Here is a 24,095-nt window from a genome sequence, read left to right as displayed (position 1 = left end):
CGTTCACACCATCGATGGCGCGGCCTTGAGCCGTTGTATCACGTAGTCGCAGGCGATGCGGTAATCCTGCTGCAGATCGGTGTCATCCCCGGCCAGGCTGCCGCGCAGCCAGAGCCCATCGATCATCGCCGCCAGCCCGCGCGCCGCGTCGCGCGCCTGCTGCAGCGGCAGCTCGCGGCGGAACTGGCTGCAAATATTGGAATAGAGCCGCCGATCGTTGGCGCGCTGCAGGCGGCGCAGTACTGGCTGGTGCATGCTAGCGGCCCAGAAGTCGAGCCAGGCGCGCATGGAAATGGCGTTGGTTTGGCTGGGGTGGAAGTTGCCCTGAATGATGGCGCACAGCTGCGACTGGCTGTCGCTCGCCGCCTGAGCGCGGCACTCGGCCACCGCGTCGCGCAGATCGCGCAGGATCTTGCGCATGGTCGCGCTCAACAATCCCTCCTTATCGCCAAAATAGTGGCTGACGATGCCGGTCGACAGCCCGGCTTCTTTCGCCACCTGCGACAGGGTGACGCTGGCCAGCCCCACCACGCCGATGGTCTCGAAGGCGGCGTTAATCAGCTGCTCCTTGCGCTGCTCAGGAATCTCTCTGCGGTACATATTTTCCCCAACTGATAGGCCAATCACACTTTGGATTTGATTGATTGAACGGTCAATCAATACTCTATATGCTGCTAAAATGTCAAATAAATGACGATAAAATGTTAATCAAAAGTTGCATTTAAATCGTCTGTCTTTCGCATCATGGAAGCCTGCCAATGACAATAAAAACTCCTCCATCGCTTGACGAAGAACCTGTCAGATTGAATGTCCCGGTATTTTTCGGCTCAGCCGCGGTGATCTTGCTGCTGGGGGCGCTGATTGTGCTGTTTCCCGCCGCCAGCAAACAGTGGCTGAATGTCGCGCAAAGTTGGGTGGCCGACGTGTTCGGCTGGTATTACATGCTGTTGATGGTCGCCTGCATGGTGTTCGTGTTCTGGCTGGCGCTGTCGCGCTTTGGCCATATTCGCCTCAGCCAGGATGATGAGCCGCCGCAGTTCAGCTATCCCTCCTGGGTGGCGATGCTGTTCTCGTCGGGCATCGGCATTGCGCTGGTGTATTACGGCGCCTATGAGCCGTTGGATCACTTCCTGTCGCCACCGGAAGGCGACGGCGGCAGCGTGCAGGCGGCGCGGCAGGCGATGGCGCTCACCTTTTTACACTGGGGGCTGCACGGTTGGGCGCTGTATGCGTTGATCGCCACCGCGCTCGCCTATTTCGCCTATTGTCGCGGTTTGCCGCTGGCGCTGCGTTCGGCGCTGTACCCGATCTTCGGCGAGCGCATCCACGGCGGCGTCGGCCATCTGGTGGACAGTTTCGGCATTCTGGTGACGGTTATCTCGATGGTGACCAACCTGGGGATCGGCGCGCTGTTGGTGAACTCGGGGCTGTTCTACTTGTTCGACATCCCGCAAAGCACCGGCGTGCTGCTGGCGCTGATCGTGGTGATGATGGTGGTGGCCACGCTGGCGGCGGTCACCGGCGTCGAGAAGGGCATCGCGATGCTGTCGAACATTAACGTCGGCTTCCTGTGCCTGCTGTTACTGTTCGTGTTTCTGGCCGGCCCGACGCTGAACCTGCTGAACGGCATGTTGCAGAACATTGGGGATTATCTGACCTCGCTCGTCAGCCGCAGCTTCGATATGTATCTGTACGGCAAGGCGCGCCAGTGGCAGGGCGCCTGGACGCTGTTCTATTGGGCCTGGTGGGTGGCGTGGGCGCCGTTTGTCGGGCTGTTTATCGCGCGTATTTCCAAAGGCCGTACCATCCGCGAACTGATCTTCGGCGTGTTGCTGATCCCGCTGGGGTTCACGCTGGCGTGGCTGTCGATCTTCGGCAATACCGCCATCAGTCTGGTGCTGGAGGGCGGGCAAGCGATTCTGGGGCAGGTGGCGCAAAGCGACCCGCCGATGGCGGTGTTCAAGCTGTTCGAATACCTGCCCTATACCCAGCTGACCGCCGGTTTTGTGGTGGTGATAAGCTTCGTGCTGTTCCTGACGCCGGTCGATTCCGGCACGCTGATGATAGCGAATCTGTCCTGCCAGGGCGGTTCCGCCCACGATGACGCGCCGGCCTGGCTGCGGGTGTTCTGGGCGGCGGTCACCACGTTGGTGTGTGCCGGGCTGCTGTACGCCGGCAGTTTCAGCGCGATGCAGACTGCGGTAGTGCTGTGCGGCCTGCCGTTCTCGGCGGTGATCGTGCTGTACATGCTCAGCCTGCGTAAAGATCTGCGCGGTTACGCCATGAAGCCGGCGCACCCCTGAGGCGGCTTATTCGTCCGCGCGCGGTCGGTGATGCACGTATTCGATAATCGTGCCGTCCGGCAGGCGCGCATTGAAACAGGCGCCGGTGGGCACTTCCACCGGGCCAAAGAAGATATCGGCGCCGGCGGCCAGCAGCCGCTGGTGGTAGGGATAAATGTTATCGACCAGCAACGTGCCGACGGTGCTGCGAAAAGGACGCAGGTTTTCTTCCGAGCCTTCCAGGATCAGAAACGGCCCTACCGCCGCCAGCACCAGCCGATGCTCGGGGAAGTCGAAACGCATATCCGCTTCCACGCCGTGCAGCTGCTCGTAAAACGCGATGGCGCGGTCAATCTCGCCTTCGTCGACGTAGACCCGGATCAGCACGCGCGGCTCGCGCAGCGATGAAGAGTCGGCAGTTTTGCGCCAAAAGCCCGCTTCTGTCAGTTTTGCCGTCATTGCTCATTCCTCATGGTGGCTCGTTTCCTTGTCATCATGCCGCCGTTTGACGGCAGGGATTAGACCGAGTTGTTATGAACCAGCAGCGGCGGAAATAAAAAAAAACCGTGAATGGGGCAAATACCCGCTCAGGTCGGAATAGCGGGCTAAAGCGGGTGTCAGGCGCGATGGAATTCCGGCAACACCCATTGGCCGATCTCCTGCATCGTCTCTTCCAGCGGCCTCTGGTTGCGGCGAAAATGCAGGCCGATGTGATTGACCCCGGCGTCACGCATGGCGCTCAGTTCCTGAATCAATCCATTGCGGCCGCTCTTGATACCGAAGCGATGGCGTTGAATCGGCGCGTCGGCGTTATCGGTGAGGTCGAGATGAATAAAGCTGACGTAGGGCTTGTCACCGGCTACGTTGCGCCAGAGTTTGACCCGCGAAACGTGGTCCGCAGGCGTGCCGGGATACGACAGCCAGCCATCCATATTTTTACCCACCCACTCGGGCGTTTGTTGCGCCAGTCCGGCGACCAGCAGCGGCGGCGGTGGCGTGGCCGGCAGCAGGCGCAATCCCGGTTGCAGTGCGCTGTCGGCTTCCCCTTTGATAATGCCAACGCTGGCGCGGAAGCTTTCACCGCGCGCGGCGTAATCGGCGCCGAACAGTGGGTACTCCACGGGGCGATCGCCGCTGGCGACGCCGAGCAACAGACGATCGCCGCTCAGCGTTTGCAGCGTGGAAGCCGCTTTGCGCACCAGCCACGGCTGCCGCAGCGGCAGCACCACGGCCGCGGTACCGAGCAGAATATTGCGCGTCAGGCTGGACAGGTAGCCGAGGTAGGTAAAGGTCTCAAACACCTGCGCGGCGTCGCCGAAGTCCGGATCGTACAGCGGCACGTCGCGAACCCAGGCGGCGCGAAAGCCGAGCTCATCGGCCAGCTTGATGCGCGCAGCGTGTTCGCTCATGTCCGGCACGCCGAACGGCCGCCCGTCCTGCTGGCGTTTCAGCTGCCCGCTGGTGGACCAATCGTTGTCCAGCGGCAACTCGATGCCGATGGAAAGCGGCTCCCGGGTTAATTTTTCGATGCTCATGTGTCACTCCGTCTCAGGCCTTGCGGCGCGGTGTCGAACGATGGCACGAAGTGTTGCATGGCGCTTAATTGAGATAAACAGTCCTAATCGCAATAGATAATTGCTGCTGCGAGCATAATTGCTTTGCTGGATGCGGCATGATTGCCGTGATTTACGTCACGCTCTGCGCTTTTGCTATTGTCCAGACAGGGTTATATAACCCCGTCGTTGGCATTTCCCTCGTAAGAGTTAGTTTTTTCGGCAGCCTTAAAATAAAACGAGATGATTCAATAGATAAAAATGGTTCTGAAGCGCGTGCGGCGATCATTCAATGCCGATGAAAAATTAATAATCCTGAAGCGTCATCGATGGGATTATTCGCAAATAACGCGCAAGCAGGCTTTTTTAATCGCAAGAAAGTACCGGACATTATTTTATATGTATCAATAACAGAAGGATAAATAACCTGAAGGTGATAATGCGATATTGAAATAGTACCCGTTCAGAATTTCATTTGTCTCTCGGAGCGCGCCGGTTGACAGACCGCCGGCTTGCGATAATTTTATGTCATTAACATGTTAATGAGTTGTTGTCGTGACGGGGGGCCAATTTCTCTCTTGGCCGAGCGCTTAACACACTTATGCCATGGCGGGTCGCCATTCATAAGTTAACTTATGGACAAATGACGCTATGAATACATCGCTAGCGGCACGCAGAGCATTAAGTGAAGAGAACCGGTTGCTGATTATTTTGTTTTTCGTGTTCGGCTGCGTATTCGTCGATCGTCTGACCATCTCGTTTCTGTTTCCGATGATTGCCGCCGACCTTAAGCTGAGCAACGTGCATCTCGGCACGCTGTCGGCGGTGCTGGCGCTAACCTGGGCGCTGTCCGGCGCCGGGTTGGGGGCGATAGCCGACCGCTTTAATATCCGTAAACCGATGCTGATCCTGTCTATCTTGGTGTTTTCGCTGTTCTCCGCGCTGTCGGGGCTGGTCAGCGGGTTTGCCATGTTATTGATCTTCCGGGCGTTGATGGGGATTGCTGAGGGGCCGGTATTGCCGATCGCCCAGTCGCTGATGGTGGAAAGATCGCAGCCGCAGCGCCGCGGTTTCAATATGGGATTGATCCAGGGCGCGGCGCCGGGGCTGTTGGGCGGCATCATCGCGCCGCCGCTGATCATCTATCTGGCGCAGAAGTGGGGATGGAGCATGGCGTTTCACCTGACCGCCGTGCCGGGCATCATTCTGGCGTGGCTGATCTATCGCTATGTGAACGGCAAAAAGGATCCCGCTTTCAGCGCCGCGCCGGCGGCCGGTAAGTCGGCGGGCAAGGCTGCTTACGGCGAGCTGTTCAAAATCAAGAACGTGGCGCTGTGCATCCTGATCTCCTGCGTGTTCGTCACCTGGTTCATGATCATCATAACCTTCACCCCTAACTTTTTGGTGACCGACCGGGGCTTCGGTGAAGGCACGATGGGCGGTATCATGAGCGCCATCGGCGCCGCCTGGGTCTTCTGGGGCGTGGCGGTACCGGCAATCTCCGATCGCCTCGGGCGCAAACCGACGCTGATCTTCTTTTCGCTGCTGGCGGTGTGCTGCCCGCTGTTCCTGAGCTACGTCGCCAACCCGTGGCTGCTGGGCGTGCTGGTGTTCCTGTCTTATACCGGCCTTGGCTGTTTCACGCTGTTTATGGCCACCATCCCGTCGGAAACGGTGTCGCCGGCGCGCATCGCCACCGCGTTGGGGCTGGTGATGGGGATCGGCGAGGTGATTGGCGGCTGCCTGGCACCGTTTATCGCCGGGCTGATCGCCGATCGCTACGGCCTGGTCAGCGTAATGTGGCTGGCGGCCGCCGGCGCCGTGTGTGCCGGGGTACTGAGTTGTTTTCTCGATGAAACCGCCCCTGCCGTGGTGAACCGCCGAGCGGTGAAGCCGGCGGGCGTCGCCGACGTTTGAGACGAGTTTTATCCCATTCAATCAAGGAGAGCGAAGATGTCAGCAGAACCATCCGTACTGAATCAAAATGCCGAGCCGGACTGGAAGAATTACGACGATTTCGCGCGCGGCATCGATACCAACCGCTTGCCGGGCACCCAGGACTGGCGCGGCAAAACGCTGCAGATCGCCTTTGAAGACGGCGGGGACATCACGCTGCGTTTCAGCGCCGACCGGCAACGGGTGCTGTGGGCCTGGGGTGGGGAGAGCGGTGAGGACGCTTACGAAGAGGTGCAAACCTCCGCCGCGCGCTATTTCTTCAATATTCCGTTGCAGTCGCCGGGCAACGAATGCCTGACGCTGGTGCTCAACCGCGACAGCGGCCGGGCGCTGCTGGTGCGCAGTACGCTGTTGCCCGAACAAACGGTGGAAAAGGGATCCCGCCTCAAGCAAAGCTTCCACGTTGGGCTGATTGCCGGCGTTACGCCGGGCGGCATCGCGCCGCATCTGACCCGCGAGCTGATCGGTTATCGCACGCTGAACATTTACAGCCCCAACCATTACTACGAGCACTTCTACGTCAACACCGAGCGTTATGCCTGGCAAAACCTGCGCGGCGAGCAGTTCGGGCACGGCGACATGGATTACGCCACTTACTACAAGTTTGAGGACGAGATGTTCCTGTTCACCTTCCGGGAAAAGATTATCCCGGTGTGCTCGGTGTTCTTCTTCGACTTTATCTCCGGGCGCTGCACCGGCACCTTCCTCGGGTTGGACGCCGCCGGCCGGGTGTTGGTGTCACCGGCCGGGGCCTTCATCAGCAAGATGAGCTACAACGCTTATCCGGAGGGCGTGCAGCCGCTGTGAGTCAGGCGTTTCTGACCAGCGATCCGGCGTTGATCTCCGCAATGGTTTTCGCGCCGGTGAGCGTCATGGCGACGCGCATCTCTTTGTCGATCAGATCCAGCAAGTTAGCCACCCCGGCTTCGCCGGCCGCCGCCAGCGCATAGACGAAGGCGCGCCCCAGCAGCACGCTGTCGGCGCCCAGCGCGATCATGCGCACCACGTCCAGGCCGCTGCGGATGCCGGAATCGGCCAGTAAGGTAATGTCGCCTTTCACCGCGTCGGCGATCGCCGGCATGGCGCGCGCGGTCGACAGCACGCCGTCCAGCTGGCGGCCGCCGTGGTTGGAGACGATGATGCCGTCAGCGCCGAAGCGCACCGCATCTTTGGCGTCTTCCGGATCCAGAATGCCTTTGATGATCATCGGGCCGTCCCAGAATTCGCGGATCCACTCCAGATCTTTCCAGGAAATCGACGGATCGAAGTTGGCGCCCAGCCAGCCGATGTAGTCTTCCAGGCTGGTCGGTTTGCCGCGGTAGGCCGAGACGTTGCCCAGATCGTGCGGCTTGCCGAACAGGCCGACATCCCAGGCCCACTGCGGATGGGTAAACGCCTGCAGCACGCGGCGCAGGGCGGCGTTGGGGCCGCTCATCCCCGAGTGGGCGTCGCGGTAACGGGCGCCGGGCACCGGCATGTCGACGGTGAACACCAGCGTTTTCACGCCGGCGGCTTTGGCGCGCTCCAGCGCGTTGCGCATAAAGCCGCGGTCTTTCAGCACGTAGAGCTGGAACCACATCGGCCGATCGATCGCCGGGGCGACCTCTTCGATGGGGCAGACTGACACGGTGGACAGCGTGAACGGAATGCCTTTTTTGGCCGCGGCGCGCGCGGCCTGCACTTCGCCGCGGCGGGCGTACATGCCGGTCAGCCCCACCGGCCCCAGCGCCACCGGCATCGCCAACTGCTCGCCGAACAGCGTGGTCTCCAGACTGAGTTCAGACATATTGCGCAGCACGCGCTGGCGCAAGGCAATATCGGCCAGATCTGCGGTATTGCGCTTCAGCGTATGCTCCGCGTAGGCCCCGCCGTCGATGTAGTGAAACAGAAACGGCGGCAGTTTGGCCTGGGCGGCGGCCCGGTAGTCGGTTGACGCGGAGATGATCATAGTGTTTACCTTCTTGTCTTCTTGCAAATAGCGAGTTGTCAGTCAGAGCGAGAGGATCGCCGCCATACCGGCCGCGATCCCACCGTACGCCAGCATCGGTAGCGCGGTCTTTCTGATGATTTTGCCTTCGGCGTTGCCGATCCCCAGGATCGAACAGACCGCGATAATGTTGTTCAGGCATACCATGTTGCCCATGGCGCCGCCGACGGACTGCAAGGCCAGCGTCAGATTGACGTCGAGGCCGCTGCTCTGGGCGATCGATTGCTGAATGCCGCCGAACGTCAGGTTCGAAACGGTGTTGGAACCGGAGAAGAACGAGCCCAGCGCGCCGAGGAACGATGAGAACAGCAGCCAGCTGTCGCCGGTCAGCGCCGCCAACGCTTTCCCGATCAGGATCACCGGCGCGTTGTCGCCGCCCAGCATCATCAGATTGACCATGACCAGCGCGCCGAACAGGGCGATAAAGGGGCGCGCGATGCGCCCGCCGGTTTCGCTAAACATTTGCCGCACCAGGCCGCCATTCAGACGGAACAGCGGAATGCACAACACCACCACCAGCAGGAACGGGATTAGCGCCGGGACATACAGCGTTTTGTAGCCGGCCGCGGCGGAGGTGCCCAGCACATGCCGCAGTTCGACGATCAGCGCTTGGCTGATGCGCAGCTCCCCGAGCCAGCCGAGGTTTTCCTGCCACAGCAGCGTGGTGGTGTTGAGCAGCGCCTTGAGGCCCAACTGGTGAATGCGCGTCACTATCAGGATAGCAATCAGCAGCAGGGTCGGCGTCATCGCCTTGACCACCTGCATGAACGGCACCGCCTGCGCGGCGCTCTGCGGTTTTTCCGCGCGGGCGAGGCCAATGCCGCCGCGCGCCAGCAGCACCGACAGCGCCAGGCCGAGAGCGCCGCCGACCAGCGCCGGGAACTCATAGTTCATCTGGGCCAGCAGCAGATAGGGGACGGTGCAGCTCAGCACGCTGAGCAAGATGAACGGCAGGTTGCGGCGGATATCCTGCCAGGAAACGATAAAGCGCAGCGCCAGCAGAGGAATGACGAAGCCGGCGACAACGTGGATCAGCGCGGTTTGCCGGCCGATCTCCAGCAGGCTGGCGTCCGACAGGCCGAGATTGGCGAAGCCGAACCAGGTAGGGGTGCCCACGGCGCCGAAGGAAACCGGCACCGAATTCATCACCAGCGTCAGCAGGGCGACGCGCAGCGGGTTGAAGCCTAGCCCGACCAGAATCGGCGCGGCGATGGCGGCCGGGGTGCCGAAGCCGCTGGCGCCCTCGATCATAAAGGCGAACGCCCAGCCGATAATCATCAGTTGGGCCACCGGGTTGGGGCTAACGGTTTCCAACCAGCGGCGCACCACGTTTTCCGCACCGCTTACCTGCATCAGTTTGTTGAGCAGAATGGCGCCGGCGATGATGGTGATCGGCGTCAGCGTCGAGACCAGCGCGGTGATGATATTGGCATGCAGCAGCCGCGGTGAGGCATCGAACCACCAGAGCTGCAGGGCATAGACCACGGCGGCCGTCAGCGGCAGGGCCAGATAAGAGGGCACGCCATTCCTTTTGGTCATCATCCATATCAGCAGGACGATGGGCGCAATACTGAAAAGCAGGGGCATAAGATCCTCAGGGTTATTATTTTTATGGGCAGAGATATGTAACTGAAAGGTTAATTACCGCAACATTTTCATTCTAATCACAACGTTGGCGATGATGCCACGCGATAATTTTTTAACATCGGCGAATGGCGCCGACGGCGGGAAAAATTCCGGCTGTTGAGGCTGAATTAAATTTATTTAAAATCAATTGGATGGGTTTTTATTTTGTGTAATGAATGCGCTGGATCACATTAATTAGGCGTTAATGTTCACGAGTTCATGTCCAAAAATGCGGTAATCCACGCGGTCTTTTACGCCGCGTGGAAATAATCAGGAGTGGAAACTTAAAAGTAGTGGCTGATATTTTGATAGGAACCGATGATATGTTCGATCAGCAGGCGAGTTTTTAACGGCAGATTGCGGGTATAAGGGTAGACGGCGTAAATGCCCAATACCTTGCCGCAGTGGCCGGCCAGGATCTCCGTCAGTTTGCCGTCCTGCAAATCTTCGTACACCATGCAGCGCGGCACCATGGCGATGCCGTGGCCGCCGATCACCGCTTTGCGGATCGCCCGCGCATTGTTGGCCGACAGATTGCCGTTAACCTGCAGCTCGTAGATTTCGTTGCGCCCTGGCCGCTTCATCAGCCAGTTGGCGGTGCCGTTCTCTTGATAGGTATAGGTCAGGCAGTTGTGGCTAAGCAGATCGTCGGGATTGCGCGGCTCGGGGTGGTTCTCCAGATAGCCCGGCGAGCAGACGATCACCCAGCGGGAATCGAAAATCGGCCGCGCAATCAGGCTGGAGTCCGGCATGGTGCCGGTACGGATCGCCAGATCGATGCCTTCTTCCACCAGATCGACGAAGCGGTTTTCCAGCCGCATCTCGACCTTCAGGCTGGGGTGCTGAGCGCAAAACTCCGCCACGCTTTCACTCAGCAACAGCTCGCCCGAAATGGTCGGCACCGACATGCGGATGGTGCCGGTCAACTCTTCGCTCTTTTCGCTGACGGCGTACAGCGCTTCCTGCACTTTGGCGCCGATCTCCTTGGCCTGCTGGTAGAGCGCCTGCCCGCTTTCGGTCAGCGTCAGGCTGCGGGTGGTGCGGTACAACAGGCGGGCGCCCAGCGATTTCTCCAGCCGCCCGATGCGTTTGCTGACCACCGAACTGGTAATGCCGGCGCTCTCCGCCGCCTTGCTGAACGAGCCGCAGTCGACAATCAGGGCAAACAGAATCAGGTCGTTGGCGTATTCGTGAGTCGCGAGCATGGGCATCCTAAGAGTGAGAGTCCTGTTGCCCAGTGTAAGTCCGGCGCGGCAGGAAGCAATCTTTTCAGCCTGTTTCCAGCGCCGGTTAACTGGTCGGATCTGAAATTTTCTTGGTTAATTACCTCTTAAACTGAGAATCATCCTTCAAATAAATCATGGCTATTCCGGGGGTGAAATTAACTTCCATGTTTTTATCAGCAATTAAATTAGAATAATCCTTATATCAAACGTTACTTATTCCATTAAGCCTGCGGTGCAGTGTAAATAATTGTATTGATCTGCTTGTGTGAGAGGGCTATTCTTTTTCCCGCGGCGCTCTCATTGTTATCAATTAAATGTTTTTCAATGTATTGAAGAATTACTCTGTCTTGCAGGCAGAGTGATGGGTAGTGTGTTTATATTTTAATATATATAAGGATATTGTAATGAAGAAAATCAATCTGTCTGAAGCGGAAAACATCGTCGGCGGTACTTTTGTGTGTACCAAGGAATTCGCCTGGGTGGGTAGCGGCAACAATAGAACCTGCCAGCTGGTGAAAACCTGCGCGAATAAATTCGGTGGCGTCCAGAAGTACTATTATCCGGCACCGGCGGCGAGCTGCCCGAGCAACCCAACCACGCCAAGCTAATGTGCGTGGCCACCAGCATCTAGAATAGCGGTGGACAGGCGGGCAGCGTTCGCGCTGTTCCGCCTGATACCGGGCGAAGCAGTCGTCTTTAGCTTTTTATTATTTACGGTGTTAATTCTTTTTCACTCGTTCACTCTGCCAAGTGAATATCAATTAATGCGCAGGATGCGTCCGTTATGTATAAACGTCCCTTGCTTTTTATCAGTTACACGCTCGTCATTATTTTCGCCTCTTCTTTTTTGACCGCGCTTTATTTCCAGCATTACGTTATGGCCTCGCCGGCGGCGGAAAGCCTGAGTTTTATCTCTCCGGAAAAAATAGAGCAAAGCCCATTGCAAGATGATAACGCCATTGTCGAAGTCTTCTCCTACGCCTGTCACTATTGTGAAGTCAACGAAAGCGGCGTAGCCGAGCTGGAAAAACGCTTACCGGCGGGGGCCAAATTGGTGCGCCTGCATCTCAGCGACGACGATCGCGCCGGCATGGCGGCCTTTGCGCCCCTCTTCGCCACCCTGACGGTCATGGGGATCGAGGCGCAGCATCGTTCCGCCGCTTACCGCGCCATTATCAAAGAAAACCTCAATCTGGCGGATGAAAAGCAGCTCAGCGCCTGGTTGGCGGCCAACGGCATCGACGAGGCCGCCTATCAGCGGACCAGAGATTCAGAACGGGTCAAAGAGCTGTTGGCGTATATGACGGCGGTAAGCCGCTATTACCAGGTCAACGCGACCCCCAGCTTTATCGTCAATCGCAAATGGCTGGCGTTGCAAGACCGCGAGTTTTCCGCTTTCAGCCAGCAACTGCTGTCGCTGTTGCAGCACGATAAGCCGCTGGCCCCCTGATGCGCCTGCTCGCGGTTCGGGGCTATCTGGCCTGGCGTAACGGCCTGGACGCCGTGGCGCGTCTCTCGGCTGTCCGCACCGGGGTGAGCCGGAGTCTGACGTGCGCTCTGCTGCGGCGCGTGGATTATCGCCTGTGGCTAAAGATGCAGAGGCGGTTGAGGTGGGGTCTGCAGCAACGCCGTTTTCGCCACCGGCAAGCGGTCGCTGAGGCGAATCGCCAAAGCCTGTTGGGCTACGGCAGGCTGGACTTCGCCTGGCTGATGCAGCGGCGGCAATGGCTGGATTTGGCGGCGATCCAGGCCCACAACGCCGTGTTGATGGAACATTTGGCGCAGTGCACCTCACAGCTCAATCAGGTGGTGGAGCCGCTGCATCGCGCCGGGGTGCCGGTGTTGTTGGCGCCGATGCACACGGTTTCCGATGTGTTGGCGACGCTGGTCGGCGCGGGCGTTTATCCGGGGCGGGCAACGGTGATCGTTTCCGGCGACGCACAGACGTTAGCACGGCGAGCGCCTGAGGGGGAATGGCGGCAGCGGCTCGACTATTGCTCGATTCACGACGATCCCCGGCATATTGCCGGCACCTTGTCGCAGGCGTTGCTGGAGGCGACGGAGCATCGGCGCAACATCATCCTCTTCCCGGACATCACGCCGGATTACACCTTGAACAGCACCCGGGACGCCTCGGCCAAACTGGCTTGCCGTTTGTTCAACCGGCCAGCGCATTTGCATAGCGGCATCGTTCGATTATCCCGAGCGATGCGGGCTCGAGTGGTGTGCTATTCGCTTTATTACGAGCGCGGCGTTCGCATTCACATAGAAGAACCGATTGCTACAGAGCAGGTCGGCCGTGCCGTGCCGGCGATCGTTGAGCGCACCCTGCGGCGACATGCGGATGATTGGCTGCTGTGGCATTCGCACTCTTTATTTTTTATCAACGAATAAGTCAGGGATATCACTACGCATGGAAAACACCCTCCCTACGCCGGTCTTGCAGAGCGAAATCAATGAATGCGGGCTGGCCTGCATCGCCATGCTGGCGGAAACGCAGGGCGTTCGCGCGCCATTGACGGAACTGCGTGAGCGTTACCCCGCTTCGCAACATGGCACTTCGCTGGCGACGCTGTGCGCCATTTTAGGGGAGCTGGCGCTGCCGGCTTATCCGGTGGCGTTCGAGCACCGGGATCTGGCGGCGCTGCCTTTACCGGCGATTCTGCATTACGGCGCGGGCCACTATGTACTGCTGGCATATCGTCAGGGCGGTTACGTATGCGTAATGAATCCGGCGTTGGGGCAACAGCTGCTACCCTACGCCGCCCTGAAAGCGGAAATCAGCGGCTACGCATTGGTGCTCGATCGCGACGACTTACCGTCCACCGCCCCTGCCGCGCGGAGCCGCCGACGGGGCGCTTTCGCCAGTTTAAGCCTGAAGGATACCGCTGGCATCGCCGGCATTTATCGCCTGGCGGCGATGACGTTTCTTATTTCGCTGACGCTGTTCATCATGCCGATGATGGTCGCCAGCGCGATCAATCAGGTGTTCGCCATGGCCGGAGAGGTCGCGTTCCCTTACGCCTACTATCTGCTGGCGTTTGTGGCATCCACGGCGCTGGCGCTGATGGCGCGCATCATCACCGAGCGTTTTATCAAAAACTTCGTGTTGCTGCACGGCGCCGCCGGGTTTTCCCGCCTGCTGGAAAATTCGCTGAATTTCTTCAGCAAGCGCGCGCCCGGCGAGATTTTCAGCCGTTTCACCAGCTGGCAGATGGCCGCCGGCCAGAAAATCGAGCTGGATAACGGCCTGCGCACCGACTGGATCATCGGTGCTATCGCGCTGGCGGTGATGGGCTATTTGAGCCCGATGTTGGCGCTGGTGCCGATTGTCGGCGTACTGCTGATGGGGGCGATCAGCGTTTGGGCCATTTATCGCGATCGCCACTTCACCCAGCAGCTACAGGTGAGAGGGGCGGCGCAGAATGATTTTATTCTGGAAACCATTCAGGGGTTTTCGACCATCAAGTCCGCCGGGCTCGCCGGCCAGCGGCAAGAGGGCTTTGCCGAGCATGCCCGTCCGCTGTTCAACTGCCTGCAGCGGCAAAAAGTCTATGAGCAGGTCAAGGGCAGCATTTATCAACTGATTGGCAGCCTGGAAATGGTGGTGTTCATGCTGCTGGCGCTGCCGCTGCTAAAGGGCGGCGAACTCACTCTGGGGGCATTCTTCGCCTACAGCTTTCTGCGCGAAATTTTTACCTCTTACACCAGCAAAATCTTTTTTGCCGTCCTGCAGAAAAACCAACTGCACGTTATCGATGAGCGCGCGCGGGATCTGTTTCCTGCCGTCTCTCTGCGTACCGGGTCTGGCGACGAAAGCGTGAACCATTTTGATGTGCAGTTGGCGTATCGGGGGGTGAGCTTCGCTTACGACGCCGGCCAACCGGTTTTGCGCGACCTGTCGCTGACGCTGGAACGGGGCGAGTGCATCGCCATCTGCGGCGGTTCCGGCGCGGGCAAGAGCACCTTGCTGAAGGTGCTAGCCTGTCTGCTGACGCCGCAGCGGGGGGAACTGACGCTGGATGGCCGCGTGCTGGCTAACGCCGCCGCGCAGCGGCTGTTCTTCCTGCAAAGCCAGGAGGACATTCTGTTCAATGCCTCTGTGTTGCAAAACATCACGCTGTTCGCCCCGTCGGCGCCGGGTCAGCAAAGGGAGGTGGAGCAGGCGCTATGCAGTTTGGGGCTGGCGGATGCGGTGGCGCAGCTGCCCGGAGGCGTGAACGCTCTGGTGCGAGAGAGCCATGCGGGGTTGTCGCTGGGGCAACGGCAGCGTCTGTTGCTGGCGCGCGCCATGTACAGCCGTTGTCCGGTGTTGGTGCTGGATGAACCGACGGCGAATCTGGATGAAAAAAACGCTGCGGCGGTGATGTCGGCTCTGGTAACGCATTGCCGCGAGAAGGGTAAAACCCTGGTGACCGTGACGCATAACCCGCGGCTGCTGCCGTTGTTTGATCGGGTGCTGCACTTGTCGCAGGGCCGGTTGGTGGCTGCCGTCGACACCAGGATGAATGACTGTGCTGAGGTGGAGTGACGTGCCCGGAAAGAGACGCTGGCGGCGTGTGGCGCTGGCGACGATCGTGTTGGGGGGGCTGGCTGGCGGGCTGTTATGGCTGAATCGAGCGCCAGAGGTATTACCGCCGCAGACGGCGCGCGTCGATCGCGGCGACATCGAAAAAAGCGTGTTGGCTACCGGCATTTTGAAACCGGCCCGGCAGGTGAACGTTGGCGCGCAGGTCAACGGCCAACTGAAAAAACTGTATGTTAAACAGGGGGACAGAGTGGCTCAGGGCCAGCTGTTGGCCGAGATAGATCCGACGTTGCAACTTAACGAACTGCGCAAGTCGCAGGCTGAATTACGCAGCGCGCAGGCGCAGAAATTGGCGAGTCAGGCGCAGCTCAAGCAGTATCAACTGGAGCTGACGCGGCAAAGGGCGTTGGCGCGAGATCGTGCCGGCGTGGCCAGCGATTTGGAAAAAGCGCAGGCGCAGCACGACGCGCAGCTGGCGCAGTTGAAAGTGAATGAGTCGCAGATCGTTCAGGCCGAAGTCGCACAGGAAACGGCGAGGGCCAACCTGGCTTTTACCCGTATTACCGCGCCTATCGACGGCGAAGTGCTGGGCATCGTCACTCAGGAAGGACAAACCATCGTCTCATCGCAAAGCGCACCGACCATTTTGGTGATGGCAGACGTGGATACGATGATGGTGCATACCCGCATATCGGAAAATGACATCTTGCAGGTGAAGGCGGGGCAGCCGCTGTGGTTTTATGTCGCCGCCGATCCCCGCCGCCGGTATGAGGGGGTCATGGGCGCGATACAGCAAGCGCCGGCAGAAGCGCTGGAAGCCGACCCGCTGGGCAGAAATTCAAGCCAGCAAACGGCGGCGGTGTATTACAACGGCGTGTTTGCCGTCGCCAACGGCGAACGTCGATTACGCACCTCGATGACGGCGCAGGTATTCATTATTACCGAACGCGCCACGGGGGTGGCGCGGCTGCCGATGGCGGCATTGGGAGAGGCTCTGGATGGCGAGCGCTATCAGATCAGAGTGTTGGAAGGCCAGCGGGTTGTCGCGCGCAGCGTGCGCATCGGGAAGCGCGATCGCCGCTATGCGGAAGTGTTGGACGGCGTGAGTGTGGGTGAGCAAGTGCTGCTGGAACACCAGCCAGATACGGAGGGTGAGCATGTCAGTTAGCACGGATCCCATTATCGTTTTGGATAACGTTTCACGCGAGTTTCAAGCCGGAGAGCAGAAAATCACGGTCCTCAAACGCGTTTCCCTGAGCATTAAGCGGGGAGAAATGGTCGCTATCGTCGGCGCCTCCGGCTCCGGAAAATCGACGTTGATGAATATTATCGGTTGTCTGGACAAGCCTTCTCAGGGGGATGTTTACATCAACGGGGTGGCGATTGGGCAAGCCGACGGCAATCGCCTGGCGCGGCTCCGCAGTCGGCATATCGGCTTTATTTTTCAGCGCTACCACCTGATGCCCTATCTGACGGCCGGTGAGAACGTGGCTATCCCTGCATTGTATACCGCCATGCCGGCCGCCGAGCGCCGCCTGCGGGCCGCGCATTTGTTGGCTCGCCTCGGGTTGGCGCAGCGCGGTGGCCATCGTCCGGCGCAGCTTTCCGGTGGGCAGCAGCAGCGGGTCAGTATTGCCCGAGCTCTTATGAACGGCGCGGAAATCATTTTGGCCGATGAACCTACCGGCGCGTTGGATAGCGCCAGCGGTCAGGCGCTGATGGCCATTTTGCATGAGCTGAACGCTGTCGGACACACCGTGGTCATCGTGACGCACGATCGGCGGATCGCCGAGCAGGCGCAGCGGATCATTGAGATCGGCGACGGCGAGATCGTGGCGGATCGTCGCCACGATGCCGCCCGGCAGCATTTTGCGTTCGAGAGGCCGCTGGCGCTGGCTGCGCCGCTGAAACGCATGAGCCTTTGGGCGGCGCTGCGAGAGGCGATCGGCATGGCTTGGCGGGCATTATTAGGGCATCGGGTCCGGGCATTATTATCGATGCTCGGCATCATCATCGGCATTGCGGCGGTCGTTTCCGCCATCGCCATCGGTGAAGGCACGCGTCAAAGCATCCTCAGGGAAATCAGCCAGCTCGGCTCCAGCACGTTGGACATTCGTCCCGGATTGGGATGGGAAAAAACGCGTCCCGATTTTGCGCGTTCGCTGAGTGCGCGGGATGCTGCGCTGCTGGCGACCTTGCCTTATGTCGACAGCGTTTCGCCGGTTATCAGTACTCAACTGTCGGCCGTGCGCGAAGGCAAGCAGGTGCCGCTCGCCGTGATGGGCGTCGGCGAAGGGTATTTCCGCACGCAGGGTATTCGGCTGCTTTCCGGTGGCCTGTTTACTGCGCAGGATCTGAGTGAGCGCGCACCGGTGGCGGTGATCGATCCCTTGCTGCAACAGGCTCTGTTTTCTTCCCGGCAAGATCCGGTGGGCGCGGTTTTGCTGATCGCGGGTGTGCCTTATCGGGTGATCGGCGTTGCGCAGCGCCGCGGCGCCCAATACGCCGGCTCTCAACCGCTTGCCTGGCTGCCCCATACCTCCCTGACTGGCCGCATCGCCGGCGATATGCCGCTGGAATCGATTGTGATGCGAGTGAATGAAAAATTGACGTTGGAAGCGGCAAGGCGGGATGTGACCCGGCGTTTGACCATAGAACATGGCCGGCGGGATTTTTTCACGCTGACCGACGATCAGCTGACGCAATCCATTCAGCGTGCCTCCGACTCCATGCGATTGCTGATTACGGCGATTGCCGCCATCTCGCTGCTGGTCGGCGGGGTGGGGGTGATGAACATCATGTTGGTTTCGGTGACGGAACGAACCCATGAGATCGGCATTCGATTGGCGGTGGGCGCCGCTGAGAAAGACATTATGCGGCAATTTTTGATTGAGGCGGTGGTGATCTGCAGCCTGGGGGGCGTGTTGGGGATCGCCTGCGCCGCGCTGGTTAAAGGGATTCTGAGCGGCTTGGCGCAGCAGGTGACGATGATCTTTACCTGGCCACCATTGCTGCTGGCCTGCGGGTTCTCGGCGTTGATCGGCGTCGGGTTCGGCTTCTTTCCGGCCCGTGCCGCCGCGCGCCTGCAGCCGGTGGAGGCGTTGGCGCGAGAATGAACCGACTTTTGATTTACGGGCTGGTCATGCTGTCTTTGAGCGCTTGCGGAGGGCGGCCGATCGACGCCACGGCGCCACCGTCGTTGCCGCAGCAGTGGCGCGTGGTTGATGAACGTTCCGGTTCATTGCGGGCAGGCGTCGCCTGGTGGGAAAACTTCAATGATCCGCAGCTTTCCTCGCTGATCGATGGCGTGCTCATCGCGAACCAGGATCTGGCGCTGGCTGGATTGCAGTGGCGTGAGGCGATGTTGGAGGCCGGGTTGATAGCCGGCAATGCGACCCCCGACCTGGCCGCCAGCCTGAGTGGCCGCAATACCAAGGCATTGCGCGGCGCGGCGCGGCCGCAAGAAAGTTACCGCGCAGGACTGTCACTGAGTTATGAACTGGATTTATGGGGCAAGCTGGCGCGTATTCGCGAGCAGGCTCAGTGGCTGGCCGTCGCTTCGGAGTTGGATCGGCGCAATACCGCGTTGACCTTGATCGGCGCTACCGCTCGCGGGTATTGGCAGATCGCCGATTTGAATCAGCAAGTCACCCATCAACTGCAGGCGGTGGCGTTCGCGCGTGAGACTTTACGGCTGGTGGCGGCACGTCACACTGCCGGCGACGTCGGCCGATTCGAGTTGTTGCAGGCGGAGCAAAACCTATTGGCGCGGGAGAATCAACGGGATGAACTGGCACGGCAGCGGGAAGACGCTCGCAACTCGCTGGCGCTGTTGTTCGGCCGTTCACCCTTGCTGCGATACAGCGAAAGGCGAGCGCTACCGATCAACGAGGTGCCCATTGCGCCACGTCTGCCGGCGGCGGTGATGGCGCGACGGCCGGATGTGCAGGCGGCGGAGCGGCGCCTGAGGGCGGCGCTGGCCGGTGCGGAGGCCGCTAAATTGAGTTTTTATCCGGCGCTGAGTCTGGATGCCGCACTGGATGCCGGCAACGGGCTTTTCCGCCAATGGTTCAGTGAACCTTCGCGTTCGCTGGGCGCGACGTTGACGCTGCCGTTCATTGAGTGGCGCAAGATGCGCTTGTCCAGCGACAAAGCGGCGTTGCAGGCGCAGCGCGCGGAGATTCAATTTCGCGATGCGGTTTACCGCGCGCTGGCTGAGGTAGACAACGCCATGCGGGAACGTCTGGAAGCGCAGCGGCAAATCGGCAATCAACAGCGACATCTGGCGATGGGGAGACAAGCCGTGGCATTGGCCCGCCATCAATATCAGGCCGGTTCCGTCGCGCTGCAAACGTTGCTGGACGCGCAAGAGGCGGTGTTAACCAGCGAGAATTCGCTGTCGGCACTGCAATATCGCTACCTGAACGCCACGATGCAGCTCTGGCTGGCGCTGGGCGGCAACGAGGCTTTCGCATCCGGGCAAGGGGAATAAGCATGGACAGAGAACGGAATACAAGACGTGTGGTGGTCACGGGTTACGGCGCCGTCACCGCGCTGGGTGGCAACGCGCAGCAAAACTGGCAGGCTATCATGGCCAACCGCCTGGCCTATCGCTATCACGATAAATCGGCGGCGGGAATACATGCGCGCTTTTTTGCTTTGCTGGAGTCTGAACCGCAGCTGGAGGGCGTTGCCGGACGGGTAAGCCGCCGGCTGCCCAGATTCGCCAGGCTGGCGCTTGCCGCCGCCGCGGAGGCGATCGAAATGGCGTTTTCATCCTCTTACAGAGGGCCTGTGCACTTTTATTCGTCGTTGGAATGCGGGGCGATTATCGGCAGCGGCTGGGGAGGGCAGGATGAGATCATGCAAAACAATGCGGACTATCTGCAATCCGGGCTGGGACAGCTGTTTGGCTGTTTTCACGCGATGCCCAATATCGCGACCGCCATATGCGGCCAACATTGGTTGCTGCGGGGTTATCAAGGCTCGCCGGCGGCGGCCTGCGCGACCGGCGGCATCGCGATTGGCGATGCGTTTGAGGTGATCCGCAGCGGTCGCGCTTCAATGATGCTGGCCGGCGCGTCGGAATCACTGAGCGGCAATGGCGCGATCTGGAATATCGACGCGCTGCGTTTGCTGAGTCGGGAGCAAAAGGATATTACCAAGGCCAGTTGCCCGTTCAGCCGGGAGCGCAGCGGTTTCGTGTTGGCGGAAGGGGCCGCCGTGTTGTGTCTTGAGGAGCGAGAGGCGGCTTTAGCGCGCGGTGCGACAATATTGGGGGAGATCAAGGGATACGGCAACTTTTCAGATGCTTTTGACCTTACCGCGCCGGCGGAGGATCCGCAGGCCAAGGTGAAAACCATTCGACGTGCTCTGGAGCAGGCGGGGCTCGGCAGCCATGAGATCGACTATATCAATGCGCATGGCACGTCTACGCCGCAAAACGACGTAAACGAAACCGCTGCGGTCAAGGCGGCTTTGGGGCGCGATGCTTATCGCACGCCGATTTCCAGTACGAAATCCTATACCGGGCACTTGCTCGCCGCATCCGGCAGCTTTGAGGCGATCGTCTGCCTACAGGCATTGCAGCAGCAAATGATGCCGGCAACCTGCCATTTGCACGAGACCGATCCCGAATGCGATCTCGATTATATCCGCGAGGGGCATCGTCGCGGTCGTTTGCGCAATGTCATGAGTCTCAACTTCGGTTTCGGCGGTGCTAATGCAGCGCTGGTATTCGGCAATCACAATGGATAATGGTAGGGCATATGGAAAAGTATCATCGATTGTATGAGGCGATTTGCGGCTTGTTGTATGAAGCCAAAGGATTGGACAGAACGCTGATGTCGGCCGATATGCCGCTGCAACAGTTGGGGTTGGACAGCCTGGATTATATGGAGTTGATGCTGCTGGTTAGGCGTGAGTTCGGCATTACGCTCAATGCGGAAATGTTTATCGAACGGCCTGACCTGACCCTTGGTGAGCTGTGTCACGTTATGACCAGTCAATAATTCTCCCCCCAGGCGGCCGTGTGCTGCGGCCAGGCCTGGGCTATTCCCCATCGTGACTTTATTTCCTCCTGCCCTGATTTTTCCTCTTATCGATTCACATAAAGATTAATACTTATCTGTTTGGTTAAGTTACGTTTGCGTCGGCGGATTTATTTCGTTTTTTTACGTGCCGTATAACGCTTCGAAACCCATGACGCCTCGCGATTTTATTAGGATTTTTCTTTGTTTTGTCGGTTTGTTTGCCAATTTCAGCGCATGTGTGAAATGGAAGTATTAACGCAAACTAAAGTGAATCAGGAAGTATGCCATCCTTATTATTTCTGATAGTGGCAGTTGAGCTGCGGTTTTCATTAACGAGGGTCCTCAAGGGGAGCGCTGAAGCGGTGAATAATCCCTGTGCACTGTTCGCGTTTGGCAAATCCGTTATACTCCGCGCTGGATGCAGGAACCTATCCATAGCCAGGGGAAACCCTGAGTGTCCATTGTGGTGATGTAAAAGGAAAATGACAGCCACATTTTTCCGATCAAAGTAATAGAGGTTGTATGTCTAATCGTAAACATCTGACGCCTTCCGAAGTGGAGAGACTGCTTGAGGTCACGCTGCAGGGAAAGAATCCAGAACGCGATTATTGCTTGATTTATATGTGTTTTATCCATGGGTGCCGCGCCAGCGAAATAGGGGGATGGCGTTTGTCGGATATCGATCTGGAAGGCGGCAACATTTATGTTCATCGCTTGAAGAATGGTTTTTCCACGGTGCATCCGCTTTATCTGCGCGAAAGGCAATGTCTGCGGCGTTGGTTGGATAAGCGTCAACGGCACCGCTGGGCCGATCAAGAGTGGTTATTCCTGTCCAACCGCGGTGGCCGTCTGTCGCGCCAACGTATTTACGGGTTGATTCGCCATTACAGCAAGGTGGCCAAATTGGAGGTCAACGCTCATCCACATATGCTGCGGCATGGCTGCGGATTTGCATTGGCGGACCGCGGTATCGACACCCGTTTAATTCAGGATTACCTCGGGCATAGAAATATTCAGAATACGGTGATTTATACCGCCAGCAATGCACAGCGCTTTAAGGAAATTTGGTAAGTGTGATTTAAGTTAATAACGATAAGGAGTCACTTTGAACTAAACTGAAACATACTGTAAGGACGCGTAAAAACAATGTCAATATTCCTATGCTCTCTTTCCCGAACAAAGGTTAATTGCCTTTAAAAACAGTGTGTTGTGATTTTATTTCTTGTCGAACCCCACCTCTTCATCTAAGCAAAATCCTAATCAAAGATCCGCAGATTTAAATCATTGAGTTTACACCTTGGTTTTTTAGTCTGATTTATTGTCCATTTGTTATCAAGTTGGTTTTAAATTCTGTTAAATATATTTTTTTTGGTTTTAAAAGCCAAAGGAGTCACTTTAGTTCAAAATGAATCGTTTGGGTGAATAAGTCCGAAGCCACTAATCAGTCTGGCTAAGGCCCTTTACATTCATGGAACTAAATAAAAGGAATGACATTAAGGATATGTCGGAAATAAAACCATGCATGTTTTGCATAATTTTAAGGAAAGTAGGATGAAAAAGAATCTGCTGGCTGTAGCTGTATTGACCGCGTCTGCATTTACCACCTCTGTATTTGCCGCTGACGGCGCGCTGAATATCACCGGTACCATCACCGATCAGTCTTGCACCGTCGATCCGGATTCCCAGAACAAGCAGGTTGCTCTGGGCAAAATCGCTAAAGATGCGTTCACCCTGTCTAAAACTGCCGGTGCCAAAGCATTCAACCTGGTGCTGAAAAACTGCCCGGCCACCGTCACCGGGGCGACCGTACGCTTTGACGGCACGCAGGTGCAGGGGCAGTCCGGGCTTCTGCAACTGACCGGCGCCGGCACCGCTGGAGTGGCAGGCGGCATTGGCGTACAGCTGCTGGATGACGGCAGCAACGTACTCAACATCGGCAACGATTCCCGCGTGTATACGTTGGCAGAGAACAAAGACAACGTTCTGGGCTTTGTGGCGCGCTACTTCGCTTACGACACAGTCTCTGTCGGTAGCGCGAACGCCACCGCCAACTTCACCATCGTTTATCAGTAAATTCACGTCGTCATTCTGGCGTAAGCGTTAGAAAACTGGGCCAGAGGCTGCGCCTCTGGCTCTTTATCCATCGGGGAAGGTAACAAAATGAAAGCGGGATATTTTGCGCTGGCGGCAGCGTTATTGATGGCGCTTTGGACTCCGGTACAGGCCGGCGTGATCGTGGGTGGGACACGTCTGATTTACGATGGCGGCAAAAAAGAGTCTGCACTGAATATCAATAATCCGGATGCGGTGCCTTATCTGATCCAATCTTGGGTCGATGGGCAAGAGGGCGACAGCGTTAAAGCGCCTTTTATCATCACGCCGCCGTTGTTTCGTTTGGACGGCGGCCAAAATAACCTGTTGCGCGTGGTGCGTGCGGGCGGCAATTTGCCGACGGACAGAGAATCGCTGTATTGGCTGAATGTGAAGGCAATCCCTTCGGTGGAAAAGAAAGAGAACACGCTGCAAATTGCGATCAAGACCCGCATCAAGTTGATTTATCGTCCCCAGGGGCTGGTTGGCAATCCGGAAGAGGCGGCCGGTAAAGTGACATGGCGGCGCAGCGGCGACCGGCTGCAGGTGACCAATCCTTCTCCCTATTACCTCACTTTTTTTAATTTGAAGCTGAACGGCAGCGCCATTACCGGCAACACCATGGTCGCGCCGCAAGCTACCGCCAGTTTTCCGTTGCCGACGGCGCACGCTGGGGGCGGCAGCCTGAGCTGGCAAATCATCAACGACTATGGCGGAACCGGCCAGACTTTTACTGGCACGTTATAGCCGGGCAGCGATGCGTGTTTTTTGGGCTCCGGAGTACGCCGGGGCCGGCGTTCGGCTTACCTGAGCT

General features: G+C 58.4%; 22 protein-coding genes. 16 read left to right on the top strand and 6 right to left on the bottom strand.

The features are described from left to right. Positions 1 to 3: 3 nt before the first annotated feature. Positions 4 to 600, bottom strand: a complete 597-nt coding sequence (gene betI, locus IMX17_RS20390; protein WP_046899008.1) for a transcriptional regulator BetI — start codon at positions 598 to 600, stop codon at positions 4 to 6. A gap of 158 nt (positions 601 to 758) precedes the next feature. Here betI and IMX17_RS20385 point away from each other — a divergent pair, with 158 nt between their 5' ends. Then, the gene (locus tag IMX17_RS20385) at positions 759 to 2,303 is read left to right on the top strand and encodes a BCCT family transporter (protein ID WP_046899009.1); all 1,545 of its coding nucleotides are present in this window, start codon (positions 759 to 761) and stop codon (positions 2,301 to 2,303) included. A 6-nt stretch (positions 2,304 to 2,309) separates the two neighbouring features. Here the strand turns inward: IMX17_RS20385 and IMX17_RS20380 are convergent, their stop codons facing one another. Further along, complete coding sequence (locus tag IMX17_RS20380) at positions 2,310 to 2,741, bottom strand: VOC family protein (protein WP_046899010.1); 432 nt, start codon at positions 2,739 to 2,741, stop codon at positions 2,310 to 2,312. 158 nt (positions 2,742 to 2,899) lie between these two features. Next, positions 2,900 to 3,817 carry a TIGR03571 family LLM class oxidoreductase gene (locus tag IMX17_RS20375; RefSeq protein WP_046899011.1) on the bottom strand — a complete coding sequence of 306 codons (918 nt, stop codon included), beginning with the start codon at positions 3,815 to 3,817 and terminating at the stop codon, positions 2,900 to 2,902. Positions 3,818 to 3,954: 137 nt separating this feature from the next. Between IMX17_RS20375 and IMX17_RS20370 the strand changes: the two genes are divergently transcribed. From IMX17_RS20370 to IMX17_RS20360, 3 genes are all read left to right on the top strand, one after another. Beyond that, entirely contained in the window at positions 3,955 to 4,137 is a 183-nt protein-coding gene (locus IMX17_RS20370) for a hypothetical protein (RefSeq protein ID WP_152665266.1), read from the top strand. Between the two features lie 349 nt (positions 4,138 to 4,486). Further along, positions 4,487 to 5,752 (top strand): MFS transporter, encoded by a 1,266-nt coding sequence (locus IMX17_RS20365; protein WP_227414652.1) that lies wholly within the window; start codon positions 4,487 to 4,489, stop codon positions 5,750 to 5,752. A 36-nt stretch (positions 5,753 to 5,788) separates the two neighbouring features. After that, positions 5,789 to 6,598, top strand: coding sequence for a MoaF C-terminal domain-containing protein (locus tag IMX17_RS20360; RefSeq protein WP_046899013.1), 810 nt, complete (start codon positions 5,789 to 5,791; stop codon positions 6,596 to 6,598). A 1-nt stretch (position 6,599) separates the two neighbouring features. Here IMX17_RS20360 and lldD read toward each other — a convergent pair whose 3' ends face one another. The 3 genes from lldD to IMX17_RS20345 form a co-directional block, all read right to left on the bottom strand. Beyond that, positions 6,600 to 7,739, bottom strand: coding sequence for an FMN-dependent L-lactate dehydrogenase LldD (gene lldD / locus IMX17_RS20355; protein ID WP_033632193.1), 1,140 nt, complete (start codon positions 7,737 to 7,739; stop codon positions 6,600 to 6,602). Positions 7,740 to 7,781: 42 nt separating this feature from the next. Beyond that, positions 7,782 to 9,365: an L-lactate permease gene (locus tag IMX17_RS20350; RefSeq protein WP_193550169.1), complete on the bottom strand. Its 1,584-nt coding sequence runs from the start codon at positions 9,363 to 9,365 to the stop codon at positions 7,782 to 7,784. Positions 9,366 to 9,688: 323 nt separating this feature from the next. Further along, on the bottom strand, positions 9,689 to 10,609 hold the full coding sequence (locus tag IMX17_RS20345) for a LysR family transcriptional regulator (RefSeq protein ID WP_046899015.1): 921 nt from the start codon (positions 10,607 to 10,609) through the stop codon (positions 9,689 to 9,691). A gap of 425 nt (positions 10,610 to 11,034) precedes the next feature. Here IMX17_RS20345 and IMX17_RS20340 point away from each other — a divergent pair, with 425 nt between their 5' ends. From IMX17_RS20340 to IMX17_RS20285, 12 genes are all read left to right on the top strand, one after another. Beyond that, positions 11,035 to 11,238, top strand: coding sequence for a DUF4762 family protein (locus tag IMX17_RS20340; protein WP_046899016.1), 204 nt, complete (start codon positions 11,035 to 11,037; stop codon positions 11,236 to 11,238). A 176-nt stretch (positions 11,239 to 11,414) separates the two neighbouring features. Then, complete coding sequence (locus IMX17_RS20335) at positions 11,415 to 12,080, top strand: DsbA family protein (RefSeq protein ID WP_046899017.1); 666 nt, start codon at positions 11,415 to 11,417, stop codon at positions 12,078 to 12,080. Next, positions 12,080 to 13,024, top strand: coding sequence for an ABC transporter (locus tag IMX17_RS20330; protein ID WP_046899018.1), 945 nt, complete (start codon positions 12,080 to 12,082; stop codon positions 13,022 to 13,024). The genes IMX17_RS20335 and IMX17_RS20330 overlap by 1 nt, the downstream gene beginning before the upstream one ends. Before the next feature lie 19 nt (positions 13,025 to 13,043). After that, positions 13,044 to 15,161: a peptidase domain-containing ABC transporter gene (locus IMX17_RS20325; RefSeq protein WP_193550168.1), complete on the top strand. Its 2,118-nt coding sequence runs from the start codon at positions 13,044 to 13,046 to the stop codon at positions 15,159 to 15,161. Further along, entirely contained in the window at positions 15,139 to 16,326 is a 1,188-nt protein-coding gene (locus tag IMX17_RS20320) for an efflux RND transporter periplasmic adaptor subunit (protein WP_227414651.1), read from the top strand. Before IMX17_RS20325 ends, IMX17_RS20320 begins: the two co-directional genes overlap by 23 nt. Next, the gene (locus tag IMX17_RS20315; protein WP_193550167.1) at positions 16,316 to 18,274 is read left to right on the top strand and encodes an ABC transporter permease; all 1,959 of its coding nucleotides are present in this window, start codon (positions 16,316 to 16,318) and stop codon (positions 18,272 to 18,274) included. Before IMX17_RS20320 ends, IMX17_RS20315 begins: the two co-directional genes overlap by 11 nt. Beyond that, a complete protein-coding gene (locus IMX17_RS20310) occupies positions 18,271 to 19,650 on the top strand; it encodes an efflux transporter outer membrane subunit (protein WP_227414650.1) in 1,380 nt (459 codons plus the stop codon). The genes IMX17_RS20315 and IMX17_RS20310 overlap by 4 nt, the downstream gene beginning before the upstream one ends. Before the next feature lie 2 nt (positions 19,651 to 19,652). Beyond that, entirely contained in the window at positions 19,653 to 20,915 is a 1,263-nt protein-coding gene (locus IMX17_RS20305; protein ID WP_046899023.1) for a beta-ketoacyl-[acyl-carrier-protein] synthase family protein, read from the top strand. 11 nt (positions 20,916 to 20,926) lie between these two features. Next, complete coding sequence (locus tag IMX17_RS20300) at positions 20,927 to 21,169, top strand: acyl carrier protein (protein ID WP_182265329.1); 243 nt, start codon at positions 20,927 to 20,929, stop codon at positions 21,167 to 21,169. Positions 21,170 to 21,712: 543 nt separating this feature from the next. Then, a complete protein-coding gene (locus IMX17_RS20295; RefSeq protein WP_044030581.1) occupies positions 21,713 to 22,261 on the top strand; it encodes a tyrosine-type DNA invertase in 549 nt (182 codons plus the stop codon). A 480-nt stretch (positions 22,262 to 22,741) separates the two neighbouring features. Continuing rightward, positions 22,742 to 23,263 (top strand): fimbrial protein, encoded by a 522-nt coding sequence (locus tag IMX17_RS20290; protein WP_046899024.1) that lies wholly within the window; start codon positions 22,742 to 22,744, stop codon positions 23,261 to 23,263. Positions 23,264 to 23,350: 87 nt separating this feature from the next. Next, a complete protein-coding gene (locus tag IMX17_RS20285; protein ID WP_046899025.1) occupies positions 23,351 to 24,028 on the top strand; it encodes a molecular chaperone in 678 nt (225 codons plus the stop codon). Positions 24,029 to 24,095: the final 67 nt, after the last annotated feature.

It is taken from the genome of Serratia sp. X3, assembly GCF_014982455.1.
In the GTDB taxonomy this organism is placed as follows: Bacteria; Pseudomonadota; Gammaproteobacteria; order Enterobacterales; family Enterobacteriaceae; genus Serratia; species Serratia ureilytica.
This window is presented reverse-complemented; position numbering and strand designations above follow the sequence as displayed.

Bases quoted from the DNA above. Each gene is read 5' to 3' on its own strand.
- IMX17_RS20290 (WP_046899024.1), top strand. From the start codon at position 22,742: ATGAAAAAGAATCTGCTGGCTGTAGCTGTATTGACCGCGTCTGCATTT.
- betI (WP_046899008.1), bottom strand. From the start codon at position 600: ATGTACCGCAGAGAGATTCCTGAGCAGCGCAAGGAGCAGCTGATTAAC.
- IMX17_RS20320 (WP_227414651.1), top strand. From the start codon at position 15,139: ATGACTGTGCTGAGGTGGAGTGACGTGCCCGGAAAGAGACGCTGGCGG.
- IMX17_RS20315 (WP_193550167.1), top strand. From the start codon at position 16,316: ATGTCAGTTAGCACGGATCCCATTATCGTTTTGGATAACGTTTCACGC.
- IMX17_RS20295 (WP_044030581.1), top strand. From the start codon at position 21,713: ATGTCTAATCGTAAACATCTGACGCCTTCCGAAGTGGAGAGACTGCTT.
- IMX17_RS20380 (WP_046899010.1), bottom strand. From the start codon at position 2,741: ATGACGGCAAAACTGACAGAAGCGGGCTTTTGGCGCAAAACTGCCGAC.
- IMX17_RS20365 (WP_227414652.1), top strand. From the start codon at position 4,487: ATGAATACATCGCTAGCGGCACGCAGAGCATTAAGTGAAGAGAACCGG.
- IMX17_RS20350 (WP_193550169.1), bottom strand. From the start codon at position 9,365: ATGCCCCTGCTTTTCAGTATTGCGCCCATCGTCCTGCTGATATGGATG.
- IMX17_RS20330 (WP_046899018.1), top strand. From the start codon at position 12,080: ATGCGCCTGCTCGCGGTTCGGGGCTATCTGGCCTGGCGTAACGGCCTG.
- IMX17_RS20375 (WP_046899011.1), bottom strand. From the start codon at position 3,817: ATGAGCATCGAAAAATTAACCCGGGAGCCGCTTTCCATCGGCATCGAG.
- IMX17_RS20310 (WP_227414650.1), top strand. From the start codon at position 18,271: ATGAACCGACTTTTGATTTACGGGCTGGTCATGCTGTCTTTGAGCGCT.
- IMX17_RS20300 (WP_182265329.1), top strand. From the start codon at position 20,927: ATGGAAAAGTATCATCGATTGTATGAGGCGATTTGCGGCTTGTTGTAT.
- IMX17_RS20345 (WP_046899015.1), bottom strand. From the start codon at position 10,609: ATGCTCGCGACTCACGAATACGCCAACGACCTGATTCTGTTTGCCCTG.
- IMX17_RS20385 (WP_046899009.1), top strand. From the start codon at position 759: ATGACAATAAAAACTCCTCCATCGCTTGACGAAGAACCTGTCAGATTG.
- IMX17_RS20335 (WP_046899017.1), top strand. From the start codon at position 11,415: ATGTATAAACGTCCCTTGCTTTTTATCAGTTACACGCTCGTCATTATT.
- IMX17_RS20305 (WP_046899023.1), top strand. From the start codon at position 19,653: ATGGACAGAGAACGGAATACAAGACGTGTGGTGGTCACGGGTTACGGC.
- IMX17_RS20325 (WP_193550168.1), top strand. From the start codon at position 13,044: ATGGAAAACACCCTCCCTACGCCGGTCTTGCAGAGCGAAATCAATGAA.
- IMX17_RS20340 (WP_046899016.1), top strand. From the start codon at position 11,035: ATGAAGAAAATCAATCTGTCTGAAGCGGAAAACATCGTCGGCGGTACT.
- IMX17_RS20370 (WP_152665266.1), top strand. From the start codon at position 3,955: ATGATTGCCGTGATTTACGTCACGCTCTGCGCTTTTGCTATTGTCCAG.
- IMX17_RS20285 (WP_046899025.1), top strand. From the start codon at position 23,351: ATGAAAGCGGGATATTTTGCGCTGGCGGCAGCGTTATTGATGGCGCTT.
- lldD (WP_033632193.1), bottom strand. From the start codon at position 7,739: ATGATCATCTCCGCGTCAACCGACTACCGGGCCGCCGCCCAGGCCAAA.
- IMX17_RS20360 (WP_046899013.1), top strand. From the start codon at position 5,789: ATGTCAGCAGAACCATCCGTACTGAATCAAAATGCCGAGCCGGACTGG.